The sequence below is a fragment of the Idiomarina sp. Sol25 genome, assembly GCF_033052775.1.
Lineage (GTDB): Bacteria > Pseudomonadota > Gammaproteobacteria > Enterobacterales > Alteromonadaceae > Idiomarina.
Genome location: NZ_JAUPEW010000001.1, coordinates 429,179 through 448,891, shown reverse-complemented (window position 1 = coordinate 448,891; position 19,713 = coordinate 429,179). Strand labels below are relative to the sequence as shown.

At 37.9% G+C, this 19,713-nt stretch carries 23 protein-coding genes and 4 tRNA genes; 10 read left to right on the top strand and 17 right to left on the bottom strand.

Going from position 1 to position 19,713, the window contains the following annotated elements:
* Nucleotides 1–122 precede the first annotated feature (122 nt).
* Nucleotides 123–1,382, top strand: coding sequence for an ATP-binding protein (locus Q5L94_RS02210; protein ID WP_317496852.1), 1,260 nt, complete (start codon nucleotides 123–125; stop codon nucleotides 1,380–1,382).
* Between the two features lie 11 nt (nucleotides 1,383–1,393).
* On the top strand, nucleotides 1,394–2,065 hold the full coding sequence (locus Q5L94_RS02205) for an RloB family protein (RefSeq protein ID WP_317496851.1): 672 nt from the start codon (nucleotides 1,394–1,396) through the stop codon (nucleotides 2,063–2,065).
* Nucleotides 2,066–2,179: 114 nt separating this feature from the next.
* On the opposite strand, the gene Q5L94_RS02200 is transcribed toward Q5L94_RS02205, so the two are convergent.
* Nucleotides 2,180–3,490, bottom strand: coding sequence for a tyrosine-type recombinase/integrase (locus Q5L94_RS02200; RefSeq protein WP_317496850.1), 1,311 nt, complete (start codon nucleotides 3,488–3,490; stop codon nucleotides 2,180–2,182).
* Nucleotides 3,491–3,783: 293 nt separating this feature from the next.
* Between Q5L94_RS02200 and Q5L94_RS02195 the strand changes: the two genes are divergently transcribed.
* Nucleotides 3,784–4,923 carry a tyrosine-type recombinase/integrase gene (locus tag Q5L94_RS02195; protein WP_317496849.1) on the top strand — a complete coding sequence of 380 codons (1,140 nt, stop codon included), beginning with the start codon at nucleotides 3,784–3,786 and terminating at the stop codon, nucleotides 4,921–4,923.
* A 114-nt stretch (nucleotides 4,924–5,037) separates the two neighbouring features.
* Here the strand turns inward: Q5L94_RS02195 and Q5L94_RS02190 are convergent, their stop codons facing one another.
* The 5 genes from Q5L94_RS02190 to Q5L94_RS02170 all read right to left on the bottom strand — a co-directional run bounded on the left by Q5L94_RS02190 (nucleotide 5,038) and on the right by Q5L94_RS02170 (nucleotide 8,140).
* Entirely contained in the window at nucleotides 5,038–6,090 is a 1,053-nt protein-coding gene (locus Q5L94_RS02190) for a hypothetical protein (protein WP_317496848.1), read from the bottom strand.
* Nucleotides 6,091–6,151: 61 nt separating this feature from the next.
* Nucleotides 6,152–6,295, bottom strand: a complete 144-nt coding sequence (locus Q5L94_RS02185) for a hypothetical protein (protein ID WP_317496847.1) — start codon at nucleotides 6,293–6,295, stop codon at nucleotides 6,152–6,154.
* A gap of 67 nt (nucleotides 6,296–6,362) precedes the next feature.
* Entirely contained in the window at nucleotides 6,363–7,412 is a 1,050-nt protein-coding gene (locus tag Q5L94_RS02180) for a hypothetical protein (protein WP_317496846.1), read from the bottom strand.
* Between the two features lie 64 nt (nucleotides 7,413–7,476).
* Nucleotides 7,477–7,815: a hypothetical protein gene (locus Q5L94_RS02175; RefSeq protein WP_317496845.1), complete on the bottom strand. Its 339-nt coding sequence runs from the start codon at nucleotides 7,813–7,815 to the stop codon at nucleotides 7,477–7,479.
* Nucleotides 7,816–7,834: 19 nt separating this feature from the next.
* Nucleotides 7,835–8,140, bottom strand: coding sequence for a hypothetical protein (locus Q5L94_RS02170; protein ID WP_317496844.1), 306 nt, complete (start codon nucleotides 8,138–8,140; stop codon nucleotides 7,835–7,837).
* A gap of 797 nt (nucleotides 8,141–8,937) precedes the next feature.
* Here Q5L94_RS02170 and Q5L94_RS02165 point away from each other — a divergent pair.
* Both Q5L94_RS02165 and Q5L94_RS02160 read left to right on the top strand, forming a co-directional pair.
* Complete coding sequence (locus Q5L94_RS02165) at nucleotides 8,938–9,519, top strand: hypothetical protein (protein WP_317496843.1); 582 nt, start codon at nucleotides 8,938–8,940, stop codon at nucleotides 9,517–9,519.
* Nucleotides 9,512–9,685 (top strand): hypothetical protein, encoded by a 174-nt coding sequence (locus Q5L94_RS02160; protein WP_317496842.1) that lies wholly within the window; start codon nucleotides 9,512–9,514, stop codon nucleotides 9,683–9,685. The genes Q5L94_RS02165 and Q5L94_RS02160 overlap by 8 nt, the downstream gene beginning before the upstream one ends.
* Before the next feature lie 83 nt (nucleotides 9,686–9,768).
* On the opposite strand, the gene Q5L94_RS02155 is transcribed toward Q5L94_RS02160, so the two are convergent.
* The 10 genes from Q5L94_RS02155 to Q5L94_RS02110 all read right to left on the bottom strand — a co-directional run bounded on the left by Q5L94_RS02155 (nucleotide 9,769) and on the right by Q5L94_RS02110 (nucleotide 16,160).
* The gene (locus tag Q5L94_RS02155; protein WP_317496841.1) at nucleotides 9,769–10,650 is read right to left on the bottom strand and encodes a hypothetical protein; all 882 of its coding nucleotides are present in this window, start codon (nucleotides 10,648–10,650) and stop codon (nucleotides 9,769–9,771) included.
* A gap of 118 nt (nucleotides 10,651–10,768) precedes the next feature.
* A tRNA-Leu gene (locus Q5L94_RS02150) sits at nucleotides 10,769–10,855 on the bottom strand.
* A gap of 185 nt (nucleotides 10,856–11,040) precedes the next feature.
* Nucleotides 11,041–11,114 (bottom strand) — tRNA-Cys (locus Q5L94_RS02145).
* 6 nt (nucleotides 11,115–11,120) lie between these two features.
* Nucleotides 11,121–11,196: transfer RNA gene (locus tag Q5L94_RS02140), tRNA-Gly, on the bottom strand.
* Between the two features lie 96 nt (nucleotides 11,197–11,292).
* Nucleotides 11,293–11,841 carry a CDP-diacylglycerol--glycerol-3-phosphate 3-phosphatidyltransferase gene (pgsA, locus tag Q5L94_RS02135; RefSeq protein WP_011233905.1) on the bottom strand — a complete coding sequence of 183 codons (549 nt, stop codon included), beginning with the start codon at nucleotides 11,839–11,841 and terminating at the stop codon, nucleotides 11,293–11,295.
* A 23-nt stretch (nucleotides 11,842–11,864) separates the two neighbouring features.
* A complete protein-coding gene (gene uvrC, locus Q5L94_RS02130) occupies nucleotides 11,865–13,703 on the bottom strand; it encodes an excinuclease ABC subunit UvrC (protein WP_317496840.1) in 1,839 nt (612 codons plus the stop codon).
* Entirely contained in the window at nucleotides 13,700–14,350 is a 651-nt protein-coding gene (locus Q5L94_RS02125) for a LuxR C-terminal-related transcriptional regulator (RefSeq protein ID WP_317496839.1), read from the bottom strand. The genes uvrC and Q5L94_RS02125 overlap by 4 nt, the downstream gene beginning before the upstream one ends.
* Before the next feature lie 207 nt (nucleotides 14,351–14,557).
* Nucleotides 14,558–15,151, bottom strand: a complete 594-nt coding sequence (locus Q5L94_RS02120; protein ID WP_317496838.1) for a 3-methyladenine DNA glycosylase — start codon at nucleotides 15,149–15,151, stop codon at nucleotides 14,558–14,560.
* Between the two features lie 7 nt (nucleotides 15,152–15,158).
* Complete coding sequence (locus tag Q5L94_RS02115; RefSeq protein ID WP_317496837.1) at nucleotides 15,159–15,953, bottom strand: thioesterase family protein; 795 nt, start codon at nucleotides 15,951–15,953, stop codon at nucleotides 15,159–15,161.
* A gap of 115 nt (nucleotides 15,954–16,068) precedes the next feature.
* Nucleotides 16,069–16,160: transfer RNA gene (locus Q5L94_RS02110), tRNA-Ser, on the bottom strand.
* A gap of 245 nt (nucleotides 16,161–16,405) precedes the next feature.
* On the opposite strand from Q5L94_RS02110, the gene Q5L94_RS02105 reads away from it, so the two are divergent.
* The 5 genes from Q5L94_RS02105 (at nucleotide 16,406) to Q5L94_RS02085 (ending at nucleotide 18,412) form a co-directional block, all read left to right on the top strand.
* Nucleotides 16,406–17,074 (top strand): Bax inhibitor-1/YccA family protein, encoded by a 669-nt coding sequence (locus tag Q5L94_RS02105; RefSeq protein WP_317496836.1) that lies wholly within the window; start codon nucleotides 16,406–16,408, stop codon nucleotides 17,072–17,074.
* 65 nt (nucleotides 17,075–17,139) lie between these two features.
* A complete protein-coding gene (gene tusD / locus Q5L94_RS02100) occupies nucleotides 17,140–17,484 on the top strand; it encodes a sulfurtransferase complex subunit TusD (protein WP_317496835.1) in 345 nt (114 codons plus the stop codon).
* Entirely contained in the window at nucleotides 17,484–17,807 is a 324-nt protein-coding gene (locus Q5L94_RS02095; protein ID WP_317496834.1) for a DsrE family protein, read from the top strand. The genes tusD and Q5L94_RS02095 overlap by 1 nt, the downstream gene beginning before the upstream one ends.
* Nucleotides 17,804–18,073: a hypothetical protein gene (locus tag Q5L94_RS02090; protein ID WP_317496833.1), complete on the top strand. Its 270-nt coding sequence runs from the start codon at nucleotides 17,804–17,806 to the stop codon at nucleotides 18,071–18,073. The genes Q5L94_RS02095 and Q5L94_RS02090 overlap by 4 nt, the downstream gene beginning before the upstream one ends.
* A gap of 9 nt (nucleotides 18,074–18,082) precedes the next feature.
* On the top strand, nucleotides 18,083–18,412 hold the full coding sequence (locus tag Q5L94_RS02085) for a TusE/DsrC/DsvC family sulfur relay protein (RefSeq protein WP_317496832.1): 330 nt from the start codon (nucleotides 18,083–18,085) through the stop codon (nucleotides 18,410–18,412).
* Nucleotide 18,413: 1 nt separating this feature from the next.
* Here Q5L94_RS02085 and serS read toward each other — a convergent pair whose 3' ends face one another.
* Entirely contained in the window at nucleotides 18,414–19,706 is a 1,293-nt protein-coding gene (gene serS / locus Q5L94_RS02080) for a serine--tRNA ligase (protein WP_317496831.1), read from the bottom strand.
* Nucleotides 19,707–19,713: the final 7 nt, after the last annotated feature.

Genomic DNA, 19,713 nt, shown 5'->3' with positions numbered 1-19,713 from the left:
TTCAAGTAGATTGGTGTAATAGATATGACAATTTTCGTCAAATACTCTCTTTAAACTGGCTATAATTACATTTTAGTGTTAGTTTTTTATCAATTAATCATAAACATTGGGGAGAAAGCGAAATGCTCATCGAAATGAGTGTCGCTAACTTTAGGTCCCTACGCGACCAACAAACTTTTAGTCTTATGAAAAGCAGTAGTGATGAGCTTGAGTGTACTAATACTTTTTCAACGAGAGCGTTCAAGACCTTTGAGCTTTTACGTTCAGCTGCAATTTACGGTCCGAATGCCAGCGGCAAATCAAATTTTCTTGCGGCCCTACGAACCATGAAGAAAATTGTTCAAGAATCGGCTAGCCATTACAAAAGGGGCGATAAACTACCTGTAACCCCATTTCGCTTGAATGCAGAAAATCGTGGGCTACCATCTGAATTCGAAGTTTCATGCATCGTAGACGGAGTTCGCTACCAATACGGGTTTTCTGTTACAGCAGAAAAGGTTCACGAAGAGTGGTTATTTGCCTATCCAAAAGGACGGCCTCAACGTTGGTTTATTAGATCCTGGAATAACGAGGAAGAAAAGTATGAGTGGGACCTGGGTCATAACCTAACAGGCGAGAAGCAGTTATGGCTGAAGTCTACTCGTGACAACGCCTTGTTTCTATCCACTGCCATCCAGCTTAACAGTGAGCAACTCAAGCCGTTATTCGATTGGTTTGATGAGTCACTTCGCTTTGCTAATGTCAGTGGTTGGAACCCTGCTTTTACGGCCTCTTTATGCGAAGTAGAAGATAAATCCCGGGTGATGGACTTCATGAAGGCAGCGGATCTCAATATTGATGACATCCTTGTAGAGACAGAAGCTTTTGACTCAAAAGTTCTTCCAGACGATATGCCGGAGCATATTAAAGATGTTATTTCTAAGGACTTAGAAGGTAAAAAGATTATCGATATCAAAACAGTTCATAAAGACAGTGAAGGAAAAGATGTCGTATTTGATCTTGAAGATGAATCGGACGGAACGCAAAAGCTATTCTCATTTGCAGGACCTTGGTTAGACGCTTTAGAAAACGGATATGTCCTATTTATTGACGAGCTACACGATAATTTACATCCTCAGCTTGTTCAATTCTTAGTTCAGCTGTTTCACAGTTCAAAGACAAACCCAAAAAATGCACAACTGGTATTCACTACCCATGAAACCTCAATTCTTAATCAAAACGTTTTTCGTCGCGATCAAATTTGGTTTTGTGAGAAAGCAAAGGATCTTTCATCACACCTATTCTCTCTATTGGACTTCAGCCCTAGAAAAGGACGTGAGAATATCGAGCAAGCATACTTGTCTGGCCGATATGGTGCCATTCCGTTTGTCAGAGCGATTTAAGGTTAGAAATAATGGGAACGGATAACATATTTCATAAAAGGAAAGCGAAAAGGGCTAATAATCTTAAAAGACGTTCAGCTAAACGAGCTCCTTACGCTAAGATATTGATCGTTTGTGAAGGTGAAAAAACAGAAACGAGCTACTTTGAGGGGGTCGTTAACTTTTATAGCCTCAACTCGGCAAACGTCGAGGTTTGCGGTGACTGTGGCTCTGATCCCATGAGTATTTTTCGTTACGCCAAACAACGTTTCCGAGAGGAGCAAGATTTAGGCGATCGGTTTGACAAAGTTTATTGTGTATTCGACAGAGACAGCCATGCTAATTATTCCGCTGCAGTTTCATCGATTAACTCAATGACTCCAAAAGACACGTACCACGCGATTACATCTGTTCCCTGCTTCGAATATTGGCTGCTACTTCATTTTGATTATTCAACTCAACCATTTGTTTCGACCCAAGCAAAAAGTGCTGGAGCGATAGCTCTAGATAAACTAAAAGAATATATGCCTCACTACGAAAAAGCGCAAAAGTCAGTATTCTCTGAATTAGTTGGGCAACTGGAGTTCGCAAAACAAAATGCTGCGAGAGCATTAAAAGAGACTAAAGAACGAGCTGACGATAACCCTTCAACCCGTGTTCATTTACTTGTTGATTTTATGCAAAATATCAAAAATAACAGTTGAGCTAATCAAAGTTTACCGATTGGCTGTGCAAATGTATGGCTCGGATAAATCCGATCACGTTTGGCTTTTTTCGAAGTAACTGTTCAGAACCACCCAAAACATCAAGGTTAAGGACTAAGATCCATTATTCAGTTTACCGAAGTATTCTCCCCACCACTCCATCATCTCAACCCTTTCGTCCCAGTACTCCGCCTTGTGCGAATAAGCGCCCTTCACTTTGTTCTGTTCAACGTGTGCTAATTGACGCTCTATAGCGTCAGACCTGAACTTTTGATCGCTCTCATGCAGCGTCGACGATGCCATGGTTCTAAAGCCATGTGGCACCGCCTTCTCTTTCAAGCGTCCATCCGGGTAATGAGCATTGTCCTGGTACTTTAGATATGTTTTGGCAATCTTACCGTCTTTGGTATCTTTTGCCTTGGGAAAGTAGCCCATTTTGAACACTGCCTGACGCATTGTGTTATCAGACATTGGCTCATCGGGCTTGGTTTCAGACGGGAATAGCAACTCATAGTGGCTGGTAATGCGTTTGATTCGATTAATAACATCAAGGGCCTGAGCTGATAACGGCACGTCGTGTGGCCGCTTCATCTTCATACGCTCCGCAGGAATCGACCAAACCTTGTTATCGAGGTCAAACTCTTCCCAACGAGCGCCTCTAAGCTCCCCTGAACGAACAAAGGTCAGAATCAGTAGCTCAATCGCCAGTGCTGTTAACTCCCTACCTGCCTCAGTATAACGAGCAAGATCTTGCATAAAGAATGGTAGGTTATTAATATCCAGGGCTTCTCGGTGAACAACCGGTTTGGAAATAACTTTGACGGGTCGCAGTAAACGAATGTCGACATCGTCTTCAAGCGAATACTGATCGACTACGTATTCAAATAGACGCTGTGTATCGTCCGCTATGCGTTTGGCTGTTTCATGGTGACCCTTGCCCTCAACATTCTCAATTAAACGTCTAATATCTTCTTTACGGACGTCAGTGATCAGCTTGTCACCCAGTTTTTTAAGGATGCCATTTTCGAGACGCTTCCATACCCTCGCCTTATGATCTTCAGACCAAACTCGAGCCGTTGCCTGGGATTGATATTCCAACCATTTTGCAGCATAAAAACGTAAACTGTTATCATTCGTGTTTGATGATTTTGTTTCACCAGGATCGATACCGTCAGCCAACATAGCTTTGGCCTTAATAACTCCATCTTTTGCTTGCTTGAGAGTTACTTCAGGAAATACACCCAGCGCCAGCGTCTTCTGCTTTTTACGAAAGCGGTACTTTAAACGCCAATACTTACCGCCCTGCTTTCTTACAAGAAGCCTTAAACCGGTGCCACCTGCTACCCGATACCATTCATCACGGTCTGAGGGTTTGAGGTGTTCGACGTGCTTATGTTTTTCGATGACTAGCTTGTCGTCTGCCATGGTGCTACATCCGCATAACCGAATTGATATAGCACCAAAAGTAGCACCACTTAGTATCGATTTGCAACGATTTGATGTAGACAGAAGGAATCAGGGTTTGCCTTGAAAGCCAGTAAAATCAATGCCTCACGGCATGTAATAGACTTTTAAATAATCGGAATTGGTGCCCGGGGCCGGACTTGAACCGGCACGCTGTTACCAGCGAGGGATTTTAAATTAATCGGTTGTATTTTTTCCCGTTTTGTTTCAATATCTTATAATGTCATTTTAAAACTATAACAGATTCTATAACAATGAAACTATATCAACACCCTACCGAAAAAGCCTTTTTATACACCCAACAAGGCAGTAAAAAAATTTATATGGGTTATTACTCCCCTGATGGAAAAAGACGCTTAAAATCGACTAAAACGGACGATTTAGAAGAAGCAAAGGTAAAACTTCAAGAACAAATTTTTTTATTAAATGCTGAAAAATCTGGACAGATAACGATCCAACACGACAATAAAAAAACGGTTGGATATATTGCTAAGCAAGTTATTAAACATTTAGAAGAAACACAACACCCAAGAACAACTTGGACAAAAATAAAAACAAGACTTGAGGAAATAATTGATCTTTATGAAAATTATGATGTTAGAAAACTTAAAAGAAAAGAGTTAAAAGAAATTTTTGAAATACCAAGATCCAAACCTCAACTATCCTATTTACGAACAGCATTAAATAAAATTTTTGAATATGCTGAAGATGAAGAATATATTGATGGTAAACCAACCTACCCTAAACCCATCATAAAACCATTTGTAAAAAAACGTTTTCCTTTAACTGATAAGCAATATAACGAACTTTTAATTTTTTTAATGAGGTTAGAAAGCAACGAAAAAAACAAACTTAGAAAAGAAAATAAAAACCTTTTGATTTTTATGTTTCAACTTTTATATTCAACAGGGGCAAGAGTTGGAGAGTTAAAACGGTTAAAAATGGCTAATATAAACATATCAAACAGAGAAAACGAAAATAATTATATTTATTTACCAGTATCAAAAACAAAACCAAGACAGATAATTATTCCCGATTTAGCAGTTTATGCAATAAAAGAATTTACTAAAAATAAAGGTAAAAATGATTATTTATTTTTAAGAGAATACGATCAAGAATTTCCAGAATTTTCAGATATAGTAAGAAATTTAAAAAAAGAACATCCAGATTTTTTTAAAAAGAACGATTTAGAAAATTTCGTTATTTATAATTTAAGACATACATTTATAACAAGGAAGATACAGGAAGGTAAGAAGTTATTTATGATTTCGCAACACTGTGGGACAAGTGTAAAAATGTTACAAGATCATTATTCTGATTATATCGTTTCTTCTAATTACGATAATGTATTTACTGAAAAAGAACGGATAACATACCTTAATATATTTGATTGATTGCTTTTATTTTATGTTAACTTGTAGAATTCTAAAAAAAGCAATCAAAGATGTTTACTTTGTTTTTTTCTGAATAAAAAATAGGGGCTGTGAAGCCCCTTAAAAAATTTTATTTTAAAAATCACAATGGCAATACGAAGGAAATTTTGAATATAATTCACCAGCAGAACAAATAATAGTCATTGAACCAGCATTTTCAGATTTTCCAATTTTACCATCTTTTTTACAACTACCTTTTAAAGTACCTATCGGATAATCTTTACTTTCATTATTTTTTAAACTTACATCGATTTTACCAGTACATAAACCATATTTATAATCTACTGTATCACCAGCAGAACAATCATAATCAGTTTTAGGAGGTGTTGAAACACTGCAAGAAGCATTCGATCCTCCATTACGACCTTTACAAGTCCAATTATTACCAGAACCAGCAACAAAATCACCTTTAGAACAATTATTTTTTGTAGAGCCACAAGAACCATTTATTTTTTTAGGTTCTTTGTAATAACAAGAATCATCAAAACCGCCATTTTTACCACGACAAATCCAAGTTGTACTTGATACTATATCTAACGTACCTGTAAAACATTTATATTTTTGTGTTTCATCACAAGAACCATTTTCTTTTGGTAAAGACAGTTTAGAACACCTTTGAATTTTACTTTTCATTTCATCATAAACTTTTTTACACGTCCAAGAATCTCTAAAACCAGAAGAATTTAATTCAGAATCATTTATACAAGAATTTTTTGACGATCCACAAAAGTTAGTATTATCGTTATTTGGTTCTTTTGTTTTATTACAAATCTTTTTTTCGCCTTTTTCATTTTCACAAGTCCAAATTGCTTGATCGTCTTTTTCTTTTAATTCACCTAAAACTTCACCTTCATCACAAGAATAAAAGTCATTACTACAACTTGGAGGTGTATAAACTGTATATTCTTGACAACCTGGTAAATCTAAATCAACAGCAGACATCTGAAAACAGTTATGAGATTTTTCAGATTTTATAAATCTAGGTTGATTATCTACGTAGATTGGATAATAGTCAGATCCTAAACCTTTTCCTTTTATTCTTGTAATGTCGTCGTTAGCAAAAACAAAATTGTTTATATTTGCTATTGATAAAAAAATTATTAATGTTATTTTAATTATAGTATTCATTAGTTTACTCCGATTTTTCTTTTTTATTACCTCCTTTTTTTAAATTGTGAGGTTTTAATTTTTATTGATCTTTATTTTCTTTTTTACTTTTTAAATAAAGTTCAAATTCTAATTTAGAACTATTTTTTTCAACTCTTTCTAATAGTTCTTTTTTTCTCTGCTCAAGTGGCTTTTTTTTATTTCTATTCTTTAAAGTTCTTTTCATCTAATACCTCCTTATTATAATTTCAATTTAACATAAAAACCAAAAAAATCAAATAATTGCTTGATTTTTAATTATTTTTCGGGCTTCCGTTTCCACTATTTTTAACTTTTTCATTTTTTATTTTTTCTTGATTATCTAAATATTCTTTTATTGCTTTTTGATTATCTGTTAATTCAGCCGATTTTTTTAATTCATTCTCTGGTGTTTTAACTTCTTTATTATATGTATTAAGAGCCTCTTTTTTACTCTTATAATCTCTACTAAACCACTTTTTAAACGAAGTAATATATTTAGTTATTTTTTCTTTAAGAATGTTAAAGTTTTCTGATAACTTTTTATATCTTCTTTCTAATTTATCCAAATCTTGTTTTTTTCTATCTTCTTCAAATTCAAGAGTTTCTAAATCTAATAATTTTTTCTCTATATTTTCCTCTATTTTATTTAAAGCTTTTCTATCGTTTTGTTCTTTCTTTTCTAAAAGTTTGATATTTTTATTTTTTTCATTTTGTTTTTTATAAATATAATCATCACGCTTTAAATGGTCTTTTTCCGTTATTTTTTTACTCTTACCTCTTTTAAATCCAAGCTTACCGAAAACCTGTCCAGCAATGTCTTGAAAATCTGAAAAGGCGGGATTAACTTCTCTTTTACCAGTTTCTGGATCGATAACCTTTTTTTGAATTTTTTTTAATGGAGCAACTTTATTTTTAAAATCGTAATTATAAAACGTCAAATGGCAATGTATATTTCTTTTAAATTCTCCAGTTTCTTGATCAATATGCCCCTCATCCAAATGAAAAGCATATAGAAGAGGTTCAAAGCCGTATTTTTGTTTTATTTCTTTGCAATATTCTTTTATATATTCATCAAATAATTTTTTTAAATCATCATCATTAAGAGCTTCATTTTCTAACTTTTCAAATTGTTCACGACTAAATATTAAAAGATGTTCAAAACACTCATTAAAGTCTTTTCTTGGGCGTTTTTTATTAATCTCTTTATATTCTTTTCTACAATCAGAAAGTTTACGAAATTCGTTAGTAAAGTTATTTTTTGAGAATTGAGAGAATATTGATTTGGTTTTTTCGGAGTTATAATCATCTTCTATTTTTCTCATTATATGTTTCAATAATGATTTATATTTTTGTTTTTTATAATACCACGTTCTAACTGCTATATAATTACTCATTTTCTTGATGTTTTTTTAATATCTTTTCTTTCAAAGAAAAAACTCCTTTTTTTACTTGTTCGTCAAAATCATATAAAATTTCTATTAATTCACATTTTTTATTTTCATAATCATTTTTTAAACTAGAGTCATTATTTAACTCATCATTTTCAAACTCATTTATTAAAATTTCAATATCTTCTAATTGTAATAAAGTCTCTTCGATTTCATACCTTAAAAGTTTTAATGCTTTAAAGTATCTTTTTTTTGAGTCTTTACCTCCTATTCTTGAATTGATTTTTTTTATTTTCTTTTTAAAAGTTTCGGCTCTTTCTTTATCATTATGATACATATTTTCCTCTTTTTTTAATTTAATTTTTTATTTGTTTTATTTCACTTTTTAAATATAAATAGATGGGGTAATTCCAATATATATCATCTTGACTATAAGTTTTTCCGATAATATTATATTTTTTATTTTTTCTTCTTCTATCAAGTCTTATCTCTTTTTTTTGTGTCTCGTTCATTTCATAAATATTTATTACTTGATCTTTTATATCCATTTTTTCTAAAATTAAACTTAATGATTTTTTACTTTGTTTTTCGGGTTGAATAAATTCATCAAAGTTATTTTTTTTACAATATTTTTTATATTCTTCGTAGCTTAATAATTTCATAGTTTTTTATTTTTTGTTATATATATTTTTTAACATATAAATAAAATAAATCAAGCAATCTTAAACATTCTTTTTTTAGAATGGTTAACCCACGAATACCTATCTAAACGCAAAAACTACGTTTTAGCTGATAGGTCGCGGGTTTAAGAAAGTTCCTTTCTTAAAAATCTTTGTGTTAAAAACCAATTATTTTTATACCGACAAGCGGCATAAAAAAATTAATTTTTAAGTCATTCAAAATATAAAATTTAGCTGCTGCTAATTTTCTATTTTTCATAAAGAATTTGGATGCTCATATTTATATTTAAAAATAACTGATGTCATTTTTTAAAATAAATATTTTTCGATTTCACCATAAAAATAAAAATCTTTGATTTTTATAACCAGATAAAAAAGAAAACTGCGATCAATATTTTCAGTATATCGTTAACAATCAAGAAAACATTTTAATAAAAAGATCGCTATATGAATTCTTTAAAATTTAACTGTTATAAAATAAAAGAAGGGAATATTTTTTTATAATTTGAATATAACCGCTAAAAATCAATATTTTTTAACTGTTTTTTAATCTTTAAATCCTAATCTCTATGATTAGAACTACTAACCTCTATGATTAGGTTTCCTAATCTCTATGATTAGTATTTATTTTTAATCCTAACCTCTATGATTAGTATTTATATATTTTCATAATTAATATTTTTAATTAAATAATATAAAATCCTAATTTTTTAAAATTAGGTATTGATTTTATTTAAAATTAATATACAGATGAATATATAACAAAAAATGAGGTATTTATGGAAAATAATAATAAACAATCAAAAAGAAATGTTAATAATTTCTTAAACAAAGTGAAAAATGTTGAAGATAAATGGAAGTTTGACAGGTTTAAGAAGGAAAAAATATCAAAAGAATTTTCAGAAACTAAAACAGATGAAGAAGGTAATTCAAAAGAAAATAAAACTTTTAAAGATACTTATGTAATGAAAGAGCCAGATTATATAAAGCTATATATAAAAGATATTGTTTTATTAAGTGAATTGCCAGTTTCTTTAACTGATTTTATTGTAGCGTTATTAAAAAATATTAATTATAACGGTCAAATAGTTTTAAATTCCTCCATTAAAAAACAATTAAAAGAGACTTTAAAATTAAGTTCTATTCAAGTTGTAGATAATAAATTAACTCAACTTAAAAAAGCAGATATTATAAGAACAGTTGATCGTGGTGTTTTTGCTGCTAATCCTTTCTTTTTCGGACGTGGAAAATGGGAAGATATAAGAGAACAAAGAGATAACTGGATCAAAATTTCTTATAAAGATAATAAAAAATCTATACAAACAAGTTTTTCAGAAAATGAGGAGGATTATAATGAATAATAATAATGACGATTATTTTAATTTGGGCGGTGTTGCTTTATATGTAGGTATAATGATGATGATTTTTATGTTATTAAAACTAAATCAAATGGGGGGAGGTATTTGTATATCACCTTTGGATTACATTTATAACACACACCTTATTGAAGAATGTTTAAAAGAATAATAATTTAAAAGCCTTTTAAGGGCTTTTTTTATTGTTTTAGTATGTTTACCTATCAGATATAAAAAAACGCCTAAAAAGGCGTTTTAATACTTATCTGGTATTTTTTTATAAGCTCTGCTGATTATCATATTTATAAAATTAGAATACTGATTTTTATCTATATAATCCAATTCTGATCTTCTTTTTAAAATTTTATGAATACGTTTGATTATCAACCAATCTTTAAACATTAATCTATCTGTATCAGATCTTTTATATGATAATAGAAGTTCGATCAAATCTTCTTTTTTTAACTGGTTGTATTCACGTATAATAGTACTGATTTCTCTCAGTTCGTCTCTGCCTTTAAACATTAAATATTTCATTCTTGAACGTTCAATAAAGTTTTTATATTTCTTACTGTTATGAATATCTAAATATTCTTCGACATAAAACTCACCGACTAAAGAACTAACCTTTTCATCAACTTCTAATGAAATATAACGATCTGCTATTGTTAAATAATCCTCTGGTAAATTACTTAGATGAACTACAACGTCAATTGTGTCATCAATAGACATATCTATAATTCTTTCTTCAATTTCGACTATATCAAACATTTTTAAATCGTTATTTCGTCTTTCAATCATCTTTTCAAAATCTTCCATATAAAGTAATGGAAGATAAATTTCCCATTCGAATTGTCTTATTTTAAAAGTTAAAAGGCAGTGTTCCTCTTCGTTTTCGTCGTAAACTTCTCTTTCTAAATCGAATTGATATGCTGATTCAATATCTATTTCAAATTCTTCTTCGTGTTCTTCTTCAGTTTCATAATCTTCAGAAATATAATTAATTCTTATTATATCTTTATCTAAATAATCCGTATCGATGTAGAAATCGAAAAATATTTTGTTCCAAAAATTACCACGACCTACAATTAAACTGTATTTTTCTCTATCTGTAAGGTATTTATTTTTATCGATCATAAATTTAACTTCTTAGTGTGATTTTTAATAAATTTAGATAACCTTAATTAAAAGAGAAGTAAAAATCAATAAGGATATAGATATATCAAGAAAGGTAAAAATATATATTTTAATTAGATGGTGCGGCCGGACGGACTTGAACCGTCACGCTTTTACAAGCGAGAGATTTTAAATCTCTTGTGTCTACCAATTCCACCACGGCCGCAAAGCTTGCCGATTTACTGTTATATATAACACACTATAACAGCAATATCTGAAAAGATTTTAAAAAATAAACTCAATAAAATCAAGCGTTTAAGTCTATTTTTTAACATACACACAAAGAATTTTAAATCCCTTGTGTCTACCAATTCCACCACCCGGGCACTACATAGAAGTGTTCTCGAATAATGGAGGCGGGTCCCGGAGTCGAACCGAGATCCACGGATTTGCAATCCGCTGCATAGCCATTCTGCCAACCCGCCAGACTTTGGAGCGGGAAACGAGATTCGAACTCGCGACCCCAACCTTGGCAAGGTTGTGCTCTACCAGCTGAGCTATTCCCGCACCGTCATCTGCCGTGGCATTCTACTGTTTAATCGGTTTCAGTCAATGACTTTTTATCATTTTAATGACTGTTTGCACAAATTTACGGCAAAACAGTTAATTTCTGGTCAATTCGCTCTTGGCGCCGCGTAAATATTCCCACATGGACCACACAGTCAAAACAAAAGCCGAATAGAATAAGAACATCGATAACCAATAAATATAGACGTTTGCATTCCAAAGCAGTCCAATTAAGGCCAGCATCTGTGCCACTGTTTTCCATTTGCCTAAATTCGAAACAGCGACCTTTGCTCTGTGGCCGCTTTGTGCCATCCACTCGCGTAGCGCACTGACTATAAGCTCACGACAAATCATCGTCAGCGCCGGAATGGTAATAAAGGCAGAATTATAATCTTCAACAATGACAACCAGTGCAGCGACTACCATCGCTTTATCTGCTACCGGGTCAAGAAACTCGCCGAACTTAGTAAACTGGTTAAAACGACGGGCAATATAGCCATCCAGAGCATCTGTGATTGCCGCTAACCAAAAGATAAAAGCAGCCCAGAAACGCGCATCTTCCATTGGTAAATAGAAAACCACCAGAAATACCGGAATAAGTACTATCCGGAAGCTGGTCAAAATATTAGGGATATTCCACTTCATTATCCGCTGATTCCTTATTGTTTTTACTCATCACGAAATGAGTAATAGATTTTCTCTGCCAATGCTCGGCTAATGCCAGGTACGCTGGCTAATTTATCAATACTAGCGTTTTTTACCTCTTGTAATCCACCTAGATTTTTCAAAATGGTCTGTCTGCGCTTCGCTCCTACTCCGTCAATCTGTTCTAAGGTCGAGGTTTTCTTAACTTTAGCCCGCTTCTGCCGGTGCCCGGTTATGGCAAAACGGTGCGACTCATCACGTATGTGCTGAATCAAATGCAGCGCACTGGCGTCTTTACTCAGCGGAATGGTTGCATGGCTCCCCGCCATGATCAAAGTTTCCAGGCCCGGTTTGCGCGACTCACCTTTGGCAACACCAATTAATACCGGCGCTTCTTTTCCCCAGTCATTAAAGTAGCTCTCCGCCTGGGCTAGCTGGCCTTTACCACCGTCGATAAACAGAATATCCGGTATGTTGCCCTGCTCTTTCGCATTGTCGTACCGCTTCGCCAGAGCTTTAGACATGGCAGCGTAATCATCGCCCGGCGTTATACCGGTAATATTATAGCGGCGGTAATCTGATTTTTTAGGTCCGTTTTGATCAAACACAACGCAGGAAGCCACCGTTTGTTGACCCATTGTGTGGCTAATATCAAAACATTCCATGCGCTGAATGGGTACACCAAATTCCAGCACTTGCTGTAATGCCTGAGTTCGGCGGTTCATCGTACTTTGCTGATTCAGGCGACTCTCTAGCGCATTAACCGCATTCTTTTGAGCCAGCGACTGATACTGACGCTTATCCCCGCGCACTTTACTTTGCAGTTTAACAGGTTGTGACAACGCATCACTCATGACCTCCGCTAAAACGTTGTCCGGCTGTACATCGACGGGAAGCACGACTTCTCTTGGAATTTTCCGTCCGGCAGTATCCGATAAATAAAACTGCAGCAGAAAAGCTCTGAGCACTTCATCGTCAGGGGTATCTGTCGGCACCTTAGGAAAATAGCTGCGACTGCCCTGCAAATGATTATCCCGGATAAACAGCATTTGCACTGTCGTCATTCCATTACCACGCGCTAAACCAATAACGTCCAGTTCTTGCTGGCTGCCGGTCACCGAGTTGCGCTCCTGCGTTTTTCTTAATGCAGCAATCTGGTCACGAAATCTTGCTGCTCGCTCGAAATCCAGGCTTTCACTCGCCTGCTCCATTTTATTCATTAGCTCGTCAATAACCTGCTGATTCTTGCCCTGCAGGAACTGTTTCGCCAGTACTACCTGTTCATTGTATTCATCGTCAGTGCAAACATTAACACAGGGCGCGAGGCAACGTTTTAACTGATACTGCAAACAAGGTCTGGTGCGCGCACGATAATAAGAGTCGTCGCATTGTCGAATTGGAAACAGCTTTTGCAGCAGGTTTAGGCTTTCGCGTACAGCTGAGCCATTAGGAAAGGGACCAAAATAGTCCCCTTTCGCGCGTCGAGCGCCCCGGTGAAAACCAAGCTTAGGGTGCTGATGAGCAGTTAAAATAATATAAGGATAGGACTTATCGTCACGCAACAAGACATTGTAACGCGGCCGATATTTTTTGATAAAAGAGTTTTCTAATATTAACGCTTCAGCTTCGGTGTTGGTAACGGTTACGTCCATAGACGCAATTTGCTTAACTAACACCTGTGTTTTCATCCGGTCTACCTTCTCACGAAAGTAACTGGACACACGTTTTCTCAAATCTTTTGCTTTACCAACATAAATCACGTCACCCGACTCATCGTACATCCGGTAAACGCCGGGCTGATGAGTCAGGTGACGGAGAAAACTGTCGCTGTCAAACTGCTTTTGTTGATTACCTTCTGTCATCTACCTTCAAACTGAATTAGGTCAACAAGACCTGACTGAATTGCAAGATGAGACAATTGTACATCACCATCGATACCGAGTTTAGAGAAAATCCGATAACGGAAGGTATTTATTGTTTTACTGCTAATGCATAAATGCCGGGATATTTCCCTTACCCGAATGCCTCGACTGAGCATTTGTGCCACCTGAAGCTCACGTTCACTCAGCATATCAACCATTGTTTTTTGCTGCTGCGAGCGTGGGTTCTGTGCAAGGTAAGCAGCTACTGGAGCCGCGACAAAAACATTGCCCTGCTTCAGCGAACGAATAGCCTGAACCAAATCGGTACTGTCGCACGAGTCCAGTAAATATCCGTCAACAACGCTAATACCGCACTGAAAATCAAGTACATCTTGTTGGTTTCTACCCCAGACAATAAGTTTTAGATCGCAATGACGACGCTTCAAGCGACGCCAGTGTTCCACTGTTGCAGCACCGCCAAGTTGGCTGCACAAAACAACCACAGCATCTTCATACTCGTAGCAAGCACGGCGTAAATCGGCAATACCGGTTACGGTTAATATTTGGTCACTGAAGTGTTGCTGCAGAACGGCGGCCATGCCAGCACTAATAATGGGATTGGGGATCGCTAAAATAATACGGTTCATTTTCACATTCCTTATTTGTATACCTTGTTAGTCTTCCTGATTAGGTTAAATCCGTACCACTCTGCCCGAATTCGGATAGAATATTCTGAGCTTTTAAGGACAATAACAAGCGGCTTTTACAGAACTTTACAAAAACTCTGAAAAAGCCAATTCAAAGGCGTGAAAATAACATTTGAAGGCTAGCTTCAAGGTGAATTTTTATACTGGCTACAAGCGTGCCTGATCCAGCATATCCCACAAGTAACAGGCTAAATAACTGCGGTAAGGCTGAGCCCGTTCGGGAATGATCAGAATATCCTGATCTTTCAGCAGACTCATGGCCTTACGCAGCGAGCTGTCCTGAATGGGAAAAAGATCTTCGTGGGCAAAATGAAACATCGCTAAAATAGACGCCGTCCAGGGGCCAATACCTTTAAGCTGACTCACATCCTTAATCAGGTCAGTTGAACTCATCCGCGACCAGGCTTCTATTCTCTCAGGTTGAGCTTCATGACAGTGAGCAACACTGTTAATGGCTGAAGCTTTGGAACGACTGACACCGCACCCTGTTAATTCCTCTGCAGGAAGGTAAGCAATGCGGCCTACTCCTAATGCTTTTGCCTTTTGTTCTGCCCTTTCAATAATGGTTGCGGAGGCTTTTAAAGACAGCATTTGACGAATAATAATTCGTGGTAAGGCTTCAATAACAGGTGTTTCAGATGCCGCCAATAAGGCCCGCTCGGGCAACTGGAGCAGCAACAAGTCGATACCCGGCTGGGTATCGATAAGATGTTGTCTGACGATTGCTGGTGTCGTTTTCATACAATTACTACGCAAATACCGTAAAAGTCTGTCGACTTATAGCTAACAACTCGCCCTGCTCACTCCACAGACCCGCACGACTGTGTCCATAACCATGTTCAGCATGCTCAATAAAAGCTTCGTACTGAAACCAGTCGTGGCTACTGAAACTTTGTAGAGGAATATCGGGAAACTCAATAGTCCAGGTTAAAGAGGAGGCCGGCGCAGGGCTGTCTAAATGAGGCAAGACTGCCGGTGGCCAGGCGTCAACTAAAGCCAGTATCGTCGCCGTAGTCAGCTGTTGTTGCTCTTCACGAAAACGTATCCAGCCACCAAAAGTTCTTCCCGGTTGTCCGCTAAATGGCATACCACCTGACGTAATACGGTAATCGAAGTTTTTCGCAAACTCTGGGACAATATCCGCTTCAGGTAAACCTGGTCCGTCTTTTATGGTTTTAAGATCGGGTGGCGTTTCACTTGCCACTGTAACCGTTGAACTTCGGGCTTTGCCCAGGCTCGCCAGACAAGACAACATAATCTGGCCTTGCTGTTGCAATTCGACAGCAACCTGAATAACCGATTTTCCCTCGCGCAAAATTCGGTAACTTAACTCAGCCTCACCCGGTTCAGCAGGTGCAACAAAAGAGATATTCATGGAACGAAGATGGTATTCAGGCGGAAATTGTTTCAACAAAAACTGAGCAGACAGTGCTGCACTGAAGCCGCCGAAAAATGCACGTCCCTGAGCCCAGCCTGAAGGTAGTTCAATGACTTGATTGTTCTTATCCGCGACGATTTGTTCTATTGCTGTGTGGAAGTTCATACTATTCCCTATTTAAACGACCGTTTAATTTAAGCGTTAAGAATACCAACAACCATTGAAAAGCAGCAACCACAAAAAAAGCCCCACTCGTATGAGCGGGGCTTTTTTCTAAATTTGGCGGAGAGGGAGGGATTCGAACCCCCGGTGGGTATGAACCCACGCCTGATTTCAAGTCAGGTGCATTAAACCGAGCTCTGCCACCTCTCCGTATTTTTGTTCTCTGCAACTGCGTTGTTGAGAACGAGGCGAATATTAAAGACCTAAGTTACGCTTGTAAAGTAAAAATTTGAACAAAGTGTTCGTTTGGGTGTTTATTAAACAAACCGAACAAAATTCACCAGAAATTACTACCTTATCCTCTACCCAACGCCCCCATTAATGCTGTAATATCGAGGAAACTTTTTAAATAAAAAACAGTCTTAACAGACAGTAAGTTCAACACGGAGAAATCTATGAACAATCGCAGTCAGACTTATGTCGGTCAGAACGAATCGACGCTGGCCGTTAATAAAGTATTACGCAACACCTACACTTTATTGGCAATGACATTAGCCTTTAGTGCTATTGTTGCTACTATCAGCACTATGATGAACTTGCCTTATCCGGGTTTCATCATCACTTTAGTTGCTTACTTTGGCTTACTTTTTGGTATTCACAAAACCAAAGACAGCGGCATGGGCATTGTACTGACCTTCGCTCTAACAGGCTTTTTAGGTTACACCCTTGGCCCTATCCTTAACATGGCATTATCAATGCCTGGTGGTGGCGAGATGGTTGCTACTGCGCTCGGCGGTACAGCTCTGACCTTCTTTGCAACCTCGGCTTATGTCTTAACCACGAAAAAAGACATGTCTAAACTGGGTGGTCTGGTTACTGCTGGTATCATCATGGTCTTCGTAGCAATTCTGGCGAACCTGTTCTTCCAGTTGCCAGCATTACAGCTTGCAATCTCTGCTATCATGATTCCATTGATGGCCATGCTGATTATGTGGCAGACCAGCGACATCATTAACGGTGGCGAGCGTAACTACATCCTCGCAACAGTTACTCTGTATGTCTCGATTTATAACTTGTTCCTTAGCTTGCTACAATTGCTAATGGCGTTTGGCGGCGACGATTAATCGCTTCCGTAAAATCGTAATAAGCGCCCCGCATTGCGGGGCGTTTTTGTATGAACGGAAAATTTATGGCTAAGCTCACACTCATCCTTCAAAAGTCAGTTAAAGAACGCGCCCAATCTCTGGATGCTCTGGCATTTGCAAAAGCGGCTATCGCAAGTGGCCACACCATAGCCTGTGTGTTTTTTTATCGAGAGTCAGTAAATCATGCGGAATTTCCTACGCCAACAGAAAATGAAGACTTGATTACGCAATGGGAAGAGCTTAGCCAACACAACCAAGTACCTCTGGTGGTCTGCCATACCGTGGCTGAACGCAAGGGGATGGAAAAATTCCATCCCAGCTTTGAAGCCTCTGGCCTGACGGCTCTGGCAACAGCTATGGCTGCCAGCGACCGGACCTTACAGTTTTAATGACCATGAAAAAAATTGCTATTTTACAATGCAGTGCTGCGGGCGACTCAGCAACCGAAGCACTCGATATCGCTTTAGCATTAGCCAGCTTTGATTATCCGGTGCAATTAATATTGTCCGGTGAAGCCGTTAAGTCTTTACTGAACCAACCTTCAAAGCGTTACGCCATGCTGGAGTTGCTGGATGCTGAACCCATTGTAATGAGCTCAGAAGCGTTAACCGATACAAGTGCCCTGCCCGCAAACATTGATACGGTTATAGTCTCGCCAGAACAGTTAAAGAGTCACCTAAGCCAATTTGACGAGGTATTACAATTCTCATGACCTCTACTTTACACTGGTTAAGAAATTCGCCTTTAGTGCCCTGGCTGGAACAACATAGCCACTTGCTGGGTGAAACCGATGCGTTGCTAATGTCCGGCGTAGCACTCAATCAACTACCACCCGAGCCACCTGTTCAATTACCGGTTTATGCGCGCAAGCAGGAAGCTAACGCTTTGGATACTGCACTGCCTGACTATGTCGTGTTAAAATCGGACGAGCAGTGGGTTGAGCTGGTGCTTAGCTTTCAACAACAGATAACCTGGTAATAACACGGCATGATTGAATTTAACGGTCAAGAATACGAAACTGACAAACACAACTACCTTGCAAACCTAGATGACTGGAGCGAGGAGTTGGCGCTTCACTTTGCGCAGTTAGAAAGTATTGAAATGACTCCGGCACACTGGGAAGTCGTGACTTTTGTGCAAGATTTCTATCGTGAATTTGATACCAGCCCGGCAATGCGCGTACTGGTTAAAGCCATGAAAAAGCAGTTAGGCGAGGATAAAGGCAATAGTCGTTATCTGTATAAACTCTTTCCCAAAGGCCCGGCAAAGCAGGCCACACGAATTGCAGGCCTGCCTAAACCGGCTAAATGTATTTAATTTAAGCCTTAAGTACTTCTACACCACCCATATAAGGGCGTAGCGCTTCAGGAACGACTATTGAACCGTCTTCCTGCTGATAGTTTTCCAGCACGGCTACCAGCGCACGGCCAACAGCCAGGCCTGAACCGTTTAATGTGTGCATAAGTTCAGGTTTCTTTGCGCCCTTACGACGGAAACGAGCCTGCATACGGCGCGCCTGAAAGTCCTGCATGTTCGAGCAGGAGCTGATTTCACGGTACGCTTCCTGCGCCGGCAGCCAGACTTCCAGATCATAAGTTTTAGCTGCCCCAAAGCCCATATCACCGGTACAAAGTAGTACTTTACGATACGGCAACTCAAGTTTTTGCAGCACCGCTTCAGCGTGGCCTGTTAATTGCTCCAGCGCATCCATCGACTGTTCAGGTTTTACCAACCAGACCAGTTCCACTTTATCAAACTGATGCTGGCGAATAAGCCCACGAGTGTCGCGACCGTGAGAACCGGCTTCACTTCGAAAACACGGCGTATGCGCGGTAAACTTAAGCGGTAGCTCTTCTTCGTCCGCAATTTCATCACGGTATAAGTTCGTTAACGGCACTTCAGCCGTTGGAATCAACGACATAGGAATTTGATCCTGAGATTCGCCTTCAATATGGAATAAGTCTTTACCGAACTTAGGTAACTGCCCGGTTCCGTACAATGAATCCTGGTTCACCATATAAGGCACGTAGGTCTCAAGATACCCGTGCTCGTCAGTATGTAAATCCAGCATAAACTGGGTCAGCGCGCGATGCATGCGGGCGATACCACCACGCATAACCACAAAGCGTGCTCCAGTAAGTTTTGCGGCCGTTTCAAAGTCCATACCTTTGGCTAACGCTTCGCCTAAATCGACATGATCTTTCACTTCAAAGTCGAACGACTTAGGCTGGCCCCAGGTCAGAACTTCCTGGTTTTCATCTTCATCCGCACCTTCCGGGACTTCGTCTGCCGGCAAGTTCGGAACACCCATAATAATATCGTTGAGTTCTTGCTGGATAACTTTCAATTCGTCTTTAGCGTTATCCAGTTGCTCGCCTAAATCGCTTACCGCGTCGAGCAAAGGCTGTATGTCTTCACCCGATGCTTTTGCCTTACCTATGGCTTTCGAGCGGCTGTTACGCTCTGCCTGTAACTGCTCGGTGCGTACCTGCACCTCTTTACGCTGCTCTTCCAGCTTTTGTAATTTGGCAACGTCTAAGTCAAAGCCTCGCGTTGCTAGCTTTTTTGCGGTCTGGTCTAATTCCTCTCGGAAGTATTTTGCGTCTAGCATGAGTGTC

What these genes read in the sequence shown, in the direction of transcription:
- Q5L94_RS02210 (WP_317496852.1), top strand. Translation starts at nt 123, where the DNA reads ATGCTCATCGAAATGAGTGTCGCTAACTTTAGGTCCCTACGCGACCAA.
- Q5L94_RS02205 (WP_317496851.1), top strand. Translation starts at nt 1,394, where the DNA reads ATGGGAACGGATAACATATTTCATAAAAGGAAAGCGAAAAGGGCTAAT.
- Q5L94_RS02200 (WP_317496850.1), bottom strand. Translation starts at nt 3,490, where the DNA reads ATGGCAGACGACAAGCTAGTCATCGAAAAACATAAGCACGTCGAACAC.
- Q5L94_RS02195 (WP_317496849.1), top strand. Translation starts at nt 3,784, where the DNA reads ATGAAACTATATCAACACCCTACCGAAAAAGCCTTTTTATACACCCAA.
- Q5L94_RS02190 (WP_317496848.1), bottom strand. Translation starts at nt 6,090, where the DNA reads ATGAATACTATAATTAAAATAACATTAATAATTTTTTTATCAATAGCA.
- Q5L94_RS02185 (WP_317496847.1), bottom strand. Translation starts at nt 6,295, where the DNA reads ATGAAAAGAACTTTAAAGAATAGAAATAAAAAAAAGCCACTTGAGCAG.
- Q5L94_RS02180 (WP_317496846.1), bottom strand. Translation starts at nt 7,412, where the DNA reads ATGAGAAAAATAGAAGATGATTATAACTCCGAAAAAACCAAATCAATA.
- Q5L94_RS02175 (WP_317496845.1), bottom strand. Translation starts at nt 7,815, where the DNA reads ATGTATCATAATGATAAAGAAAGAGCCGAAACTTTTAAAAAGAAAATA.
- Q5L94_RS02170 (WP_317496844.1), bottom strand. Translation starts at nt 8,140, where the DNA reads ATGAAATTATTAAGCTACGAAGAATATAAAAAATATTGTAAAAAAAAT.
- Q5L94_RS02165 (WP_317496843.1), top strand. Translation starts at nt 8,938, where the DNA reads ATGGAAAATAATAATAAACAATCAAAAAGAAATGTTAATAATTTCTTA.
- Q5L94_RS02160 (WP_317496842.1), top strand. Translation starts at nt 9,512, where the DNA reads ATGAATAATAATAATGACGATTATTTTAATTTGGGCGGTGTTGCTTTA.
- Q5L94_RS02155 (WP_317496841.1), bottom strand. Translation starts at nt 10,650, where the DNA reads ATGATCGATAAAAATAAATACCTTACAGATAGAGAAAAATACAGTTTA.
- pgsA (WP_011233905.1), bottom strand. Translation starts at nt 11,841, where the DNA reads ATGAAGTGGAATATCCCTAATATTTTGACCAGCTTCCGGATAGTACTT.
- uvrC (WP_317496840.1), bottom strand. Translation starts at nt 13,703, where the DNA reads ATGACAGAAGGTAATCAACAAAAGCAGTTTGACAGCGACAGTTTTCTC.
- Q5L94_RS02125 (WP_317496839.1), bottom strand. Translation starts at nt 14,350, where the DNA reads ATGAACCGTATTATTTTAGCGATCCCCAATCCCATTATTAGTGCTGGC.
- Q5L94_RS02120 (WP_317496838.1), bottom strand. Translation starts at nt 15,151, where the DNA reads ATGAAAACGACACCAGCAATCGTCAGACAACATCTTATCGATACCCAG.
- Q5L94_RS02115 (WP_317496837.1), bottom strand. Translation starts at nt 15,953, where the DNA reads ATGAACTTCCACACAGCAATAGAACAAATCGTCGCGGATAAGAACAAT.
- Q5L94_RS02105 (WP_317496836.1), top strand. Translation starts at nt 16,406, where the DNA reads ATGAACAATCGCAGTCAGACTTATGTCGGTCAGAACGAATCGACGCTG.
- tusD (WP_317496835.1), top strand. Translation starts at nt 17,140, where the DNA reads ATGGCTAAGCTCACACTCATCCTTCAAAAGTCAGTTAAAGAACGCGCC.
- Q5L94_RS02095 (WP_317496834.1), top strand. Translation starts at nt 17,484, where the DNA reads ATGACCATGAAAAAAATTGCTATTTTACAATGCAGTGCTGCGGGCGAC.
- Q5L94_RS02090 (WP_317496833.1), top strand. Translation starts at nt 17,804, where the DNA reads ATGACCTCTACTTTACACTGGTTAAGAAATTCGCCTTTAGTGCCCTGG.
- Q5L94_RS02085 (WP_317496832.1), top strand. Translation starts at nt 18,083, where the DNA reads ATGATTGAATTTAACGGTCAAGAATACGAAACTGACAAACACAACTAC.
- serS (WP_317496831.1), bottom strand. Translation starts at nt 19,706, where the DNA reads ATGCTAGACGCAAAATACTTCCGAGAGGAATTAGACCAGACCGCAAAA.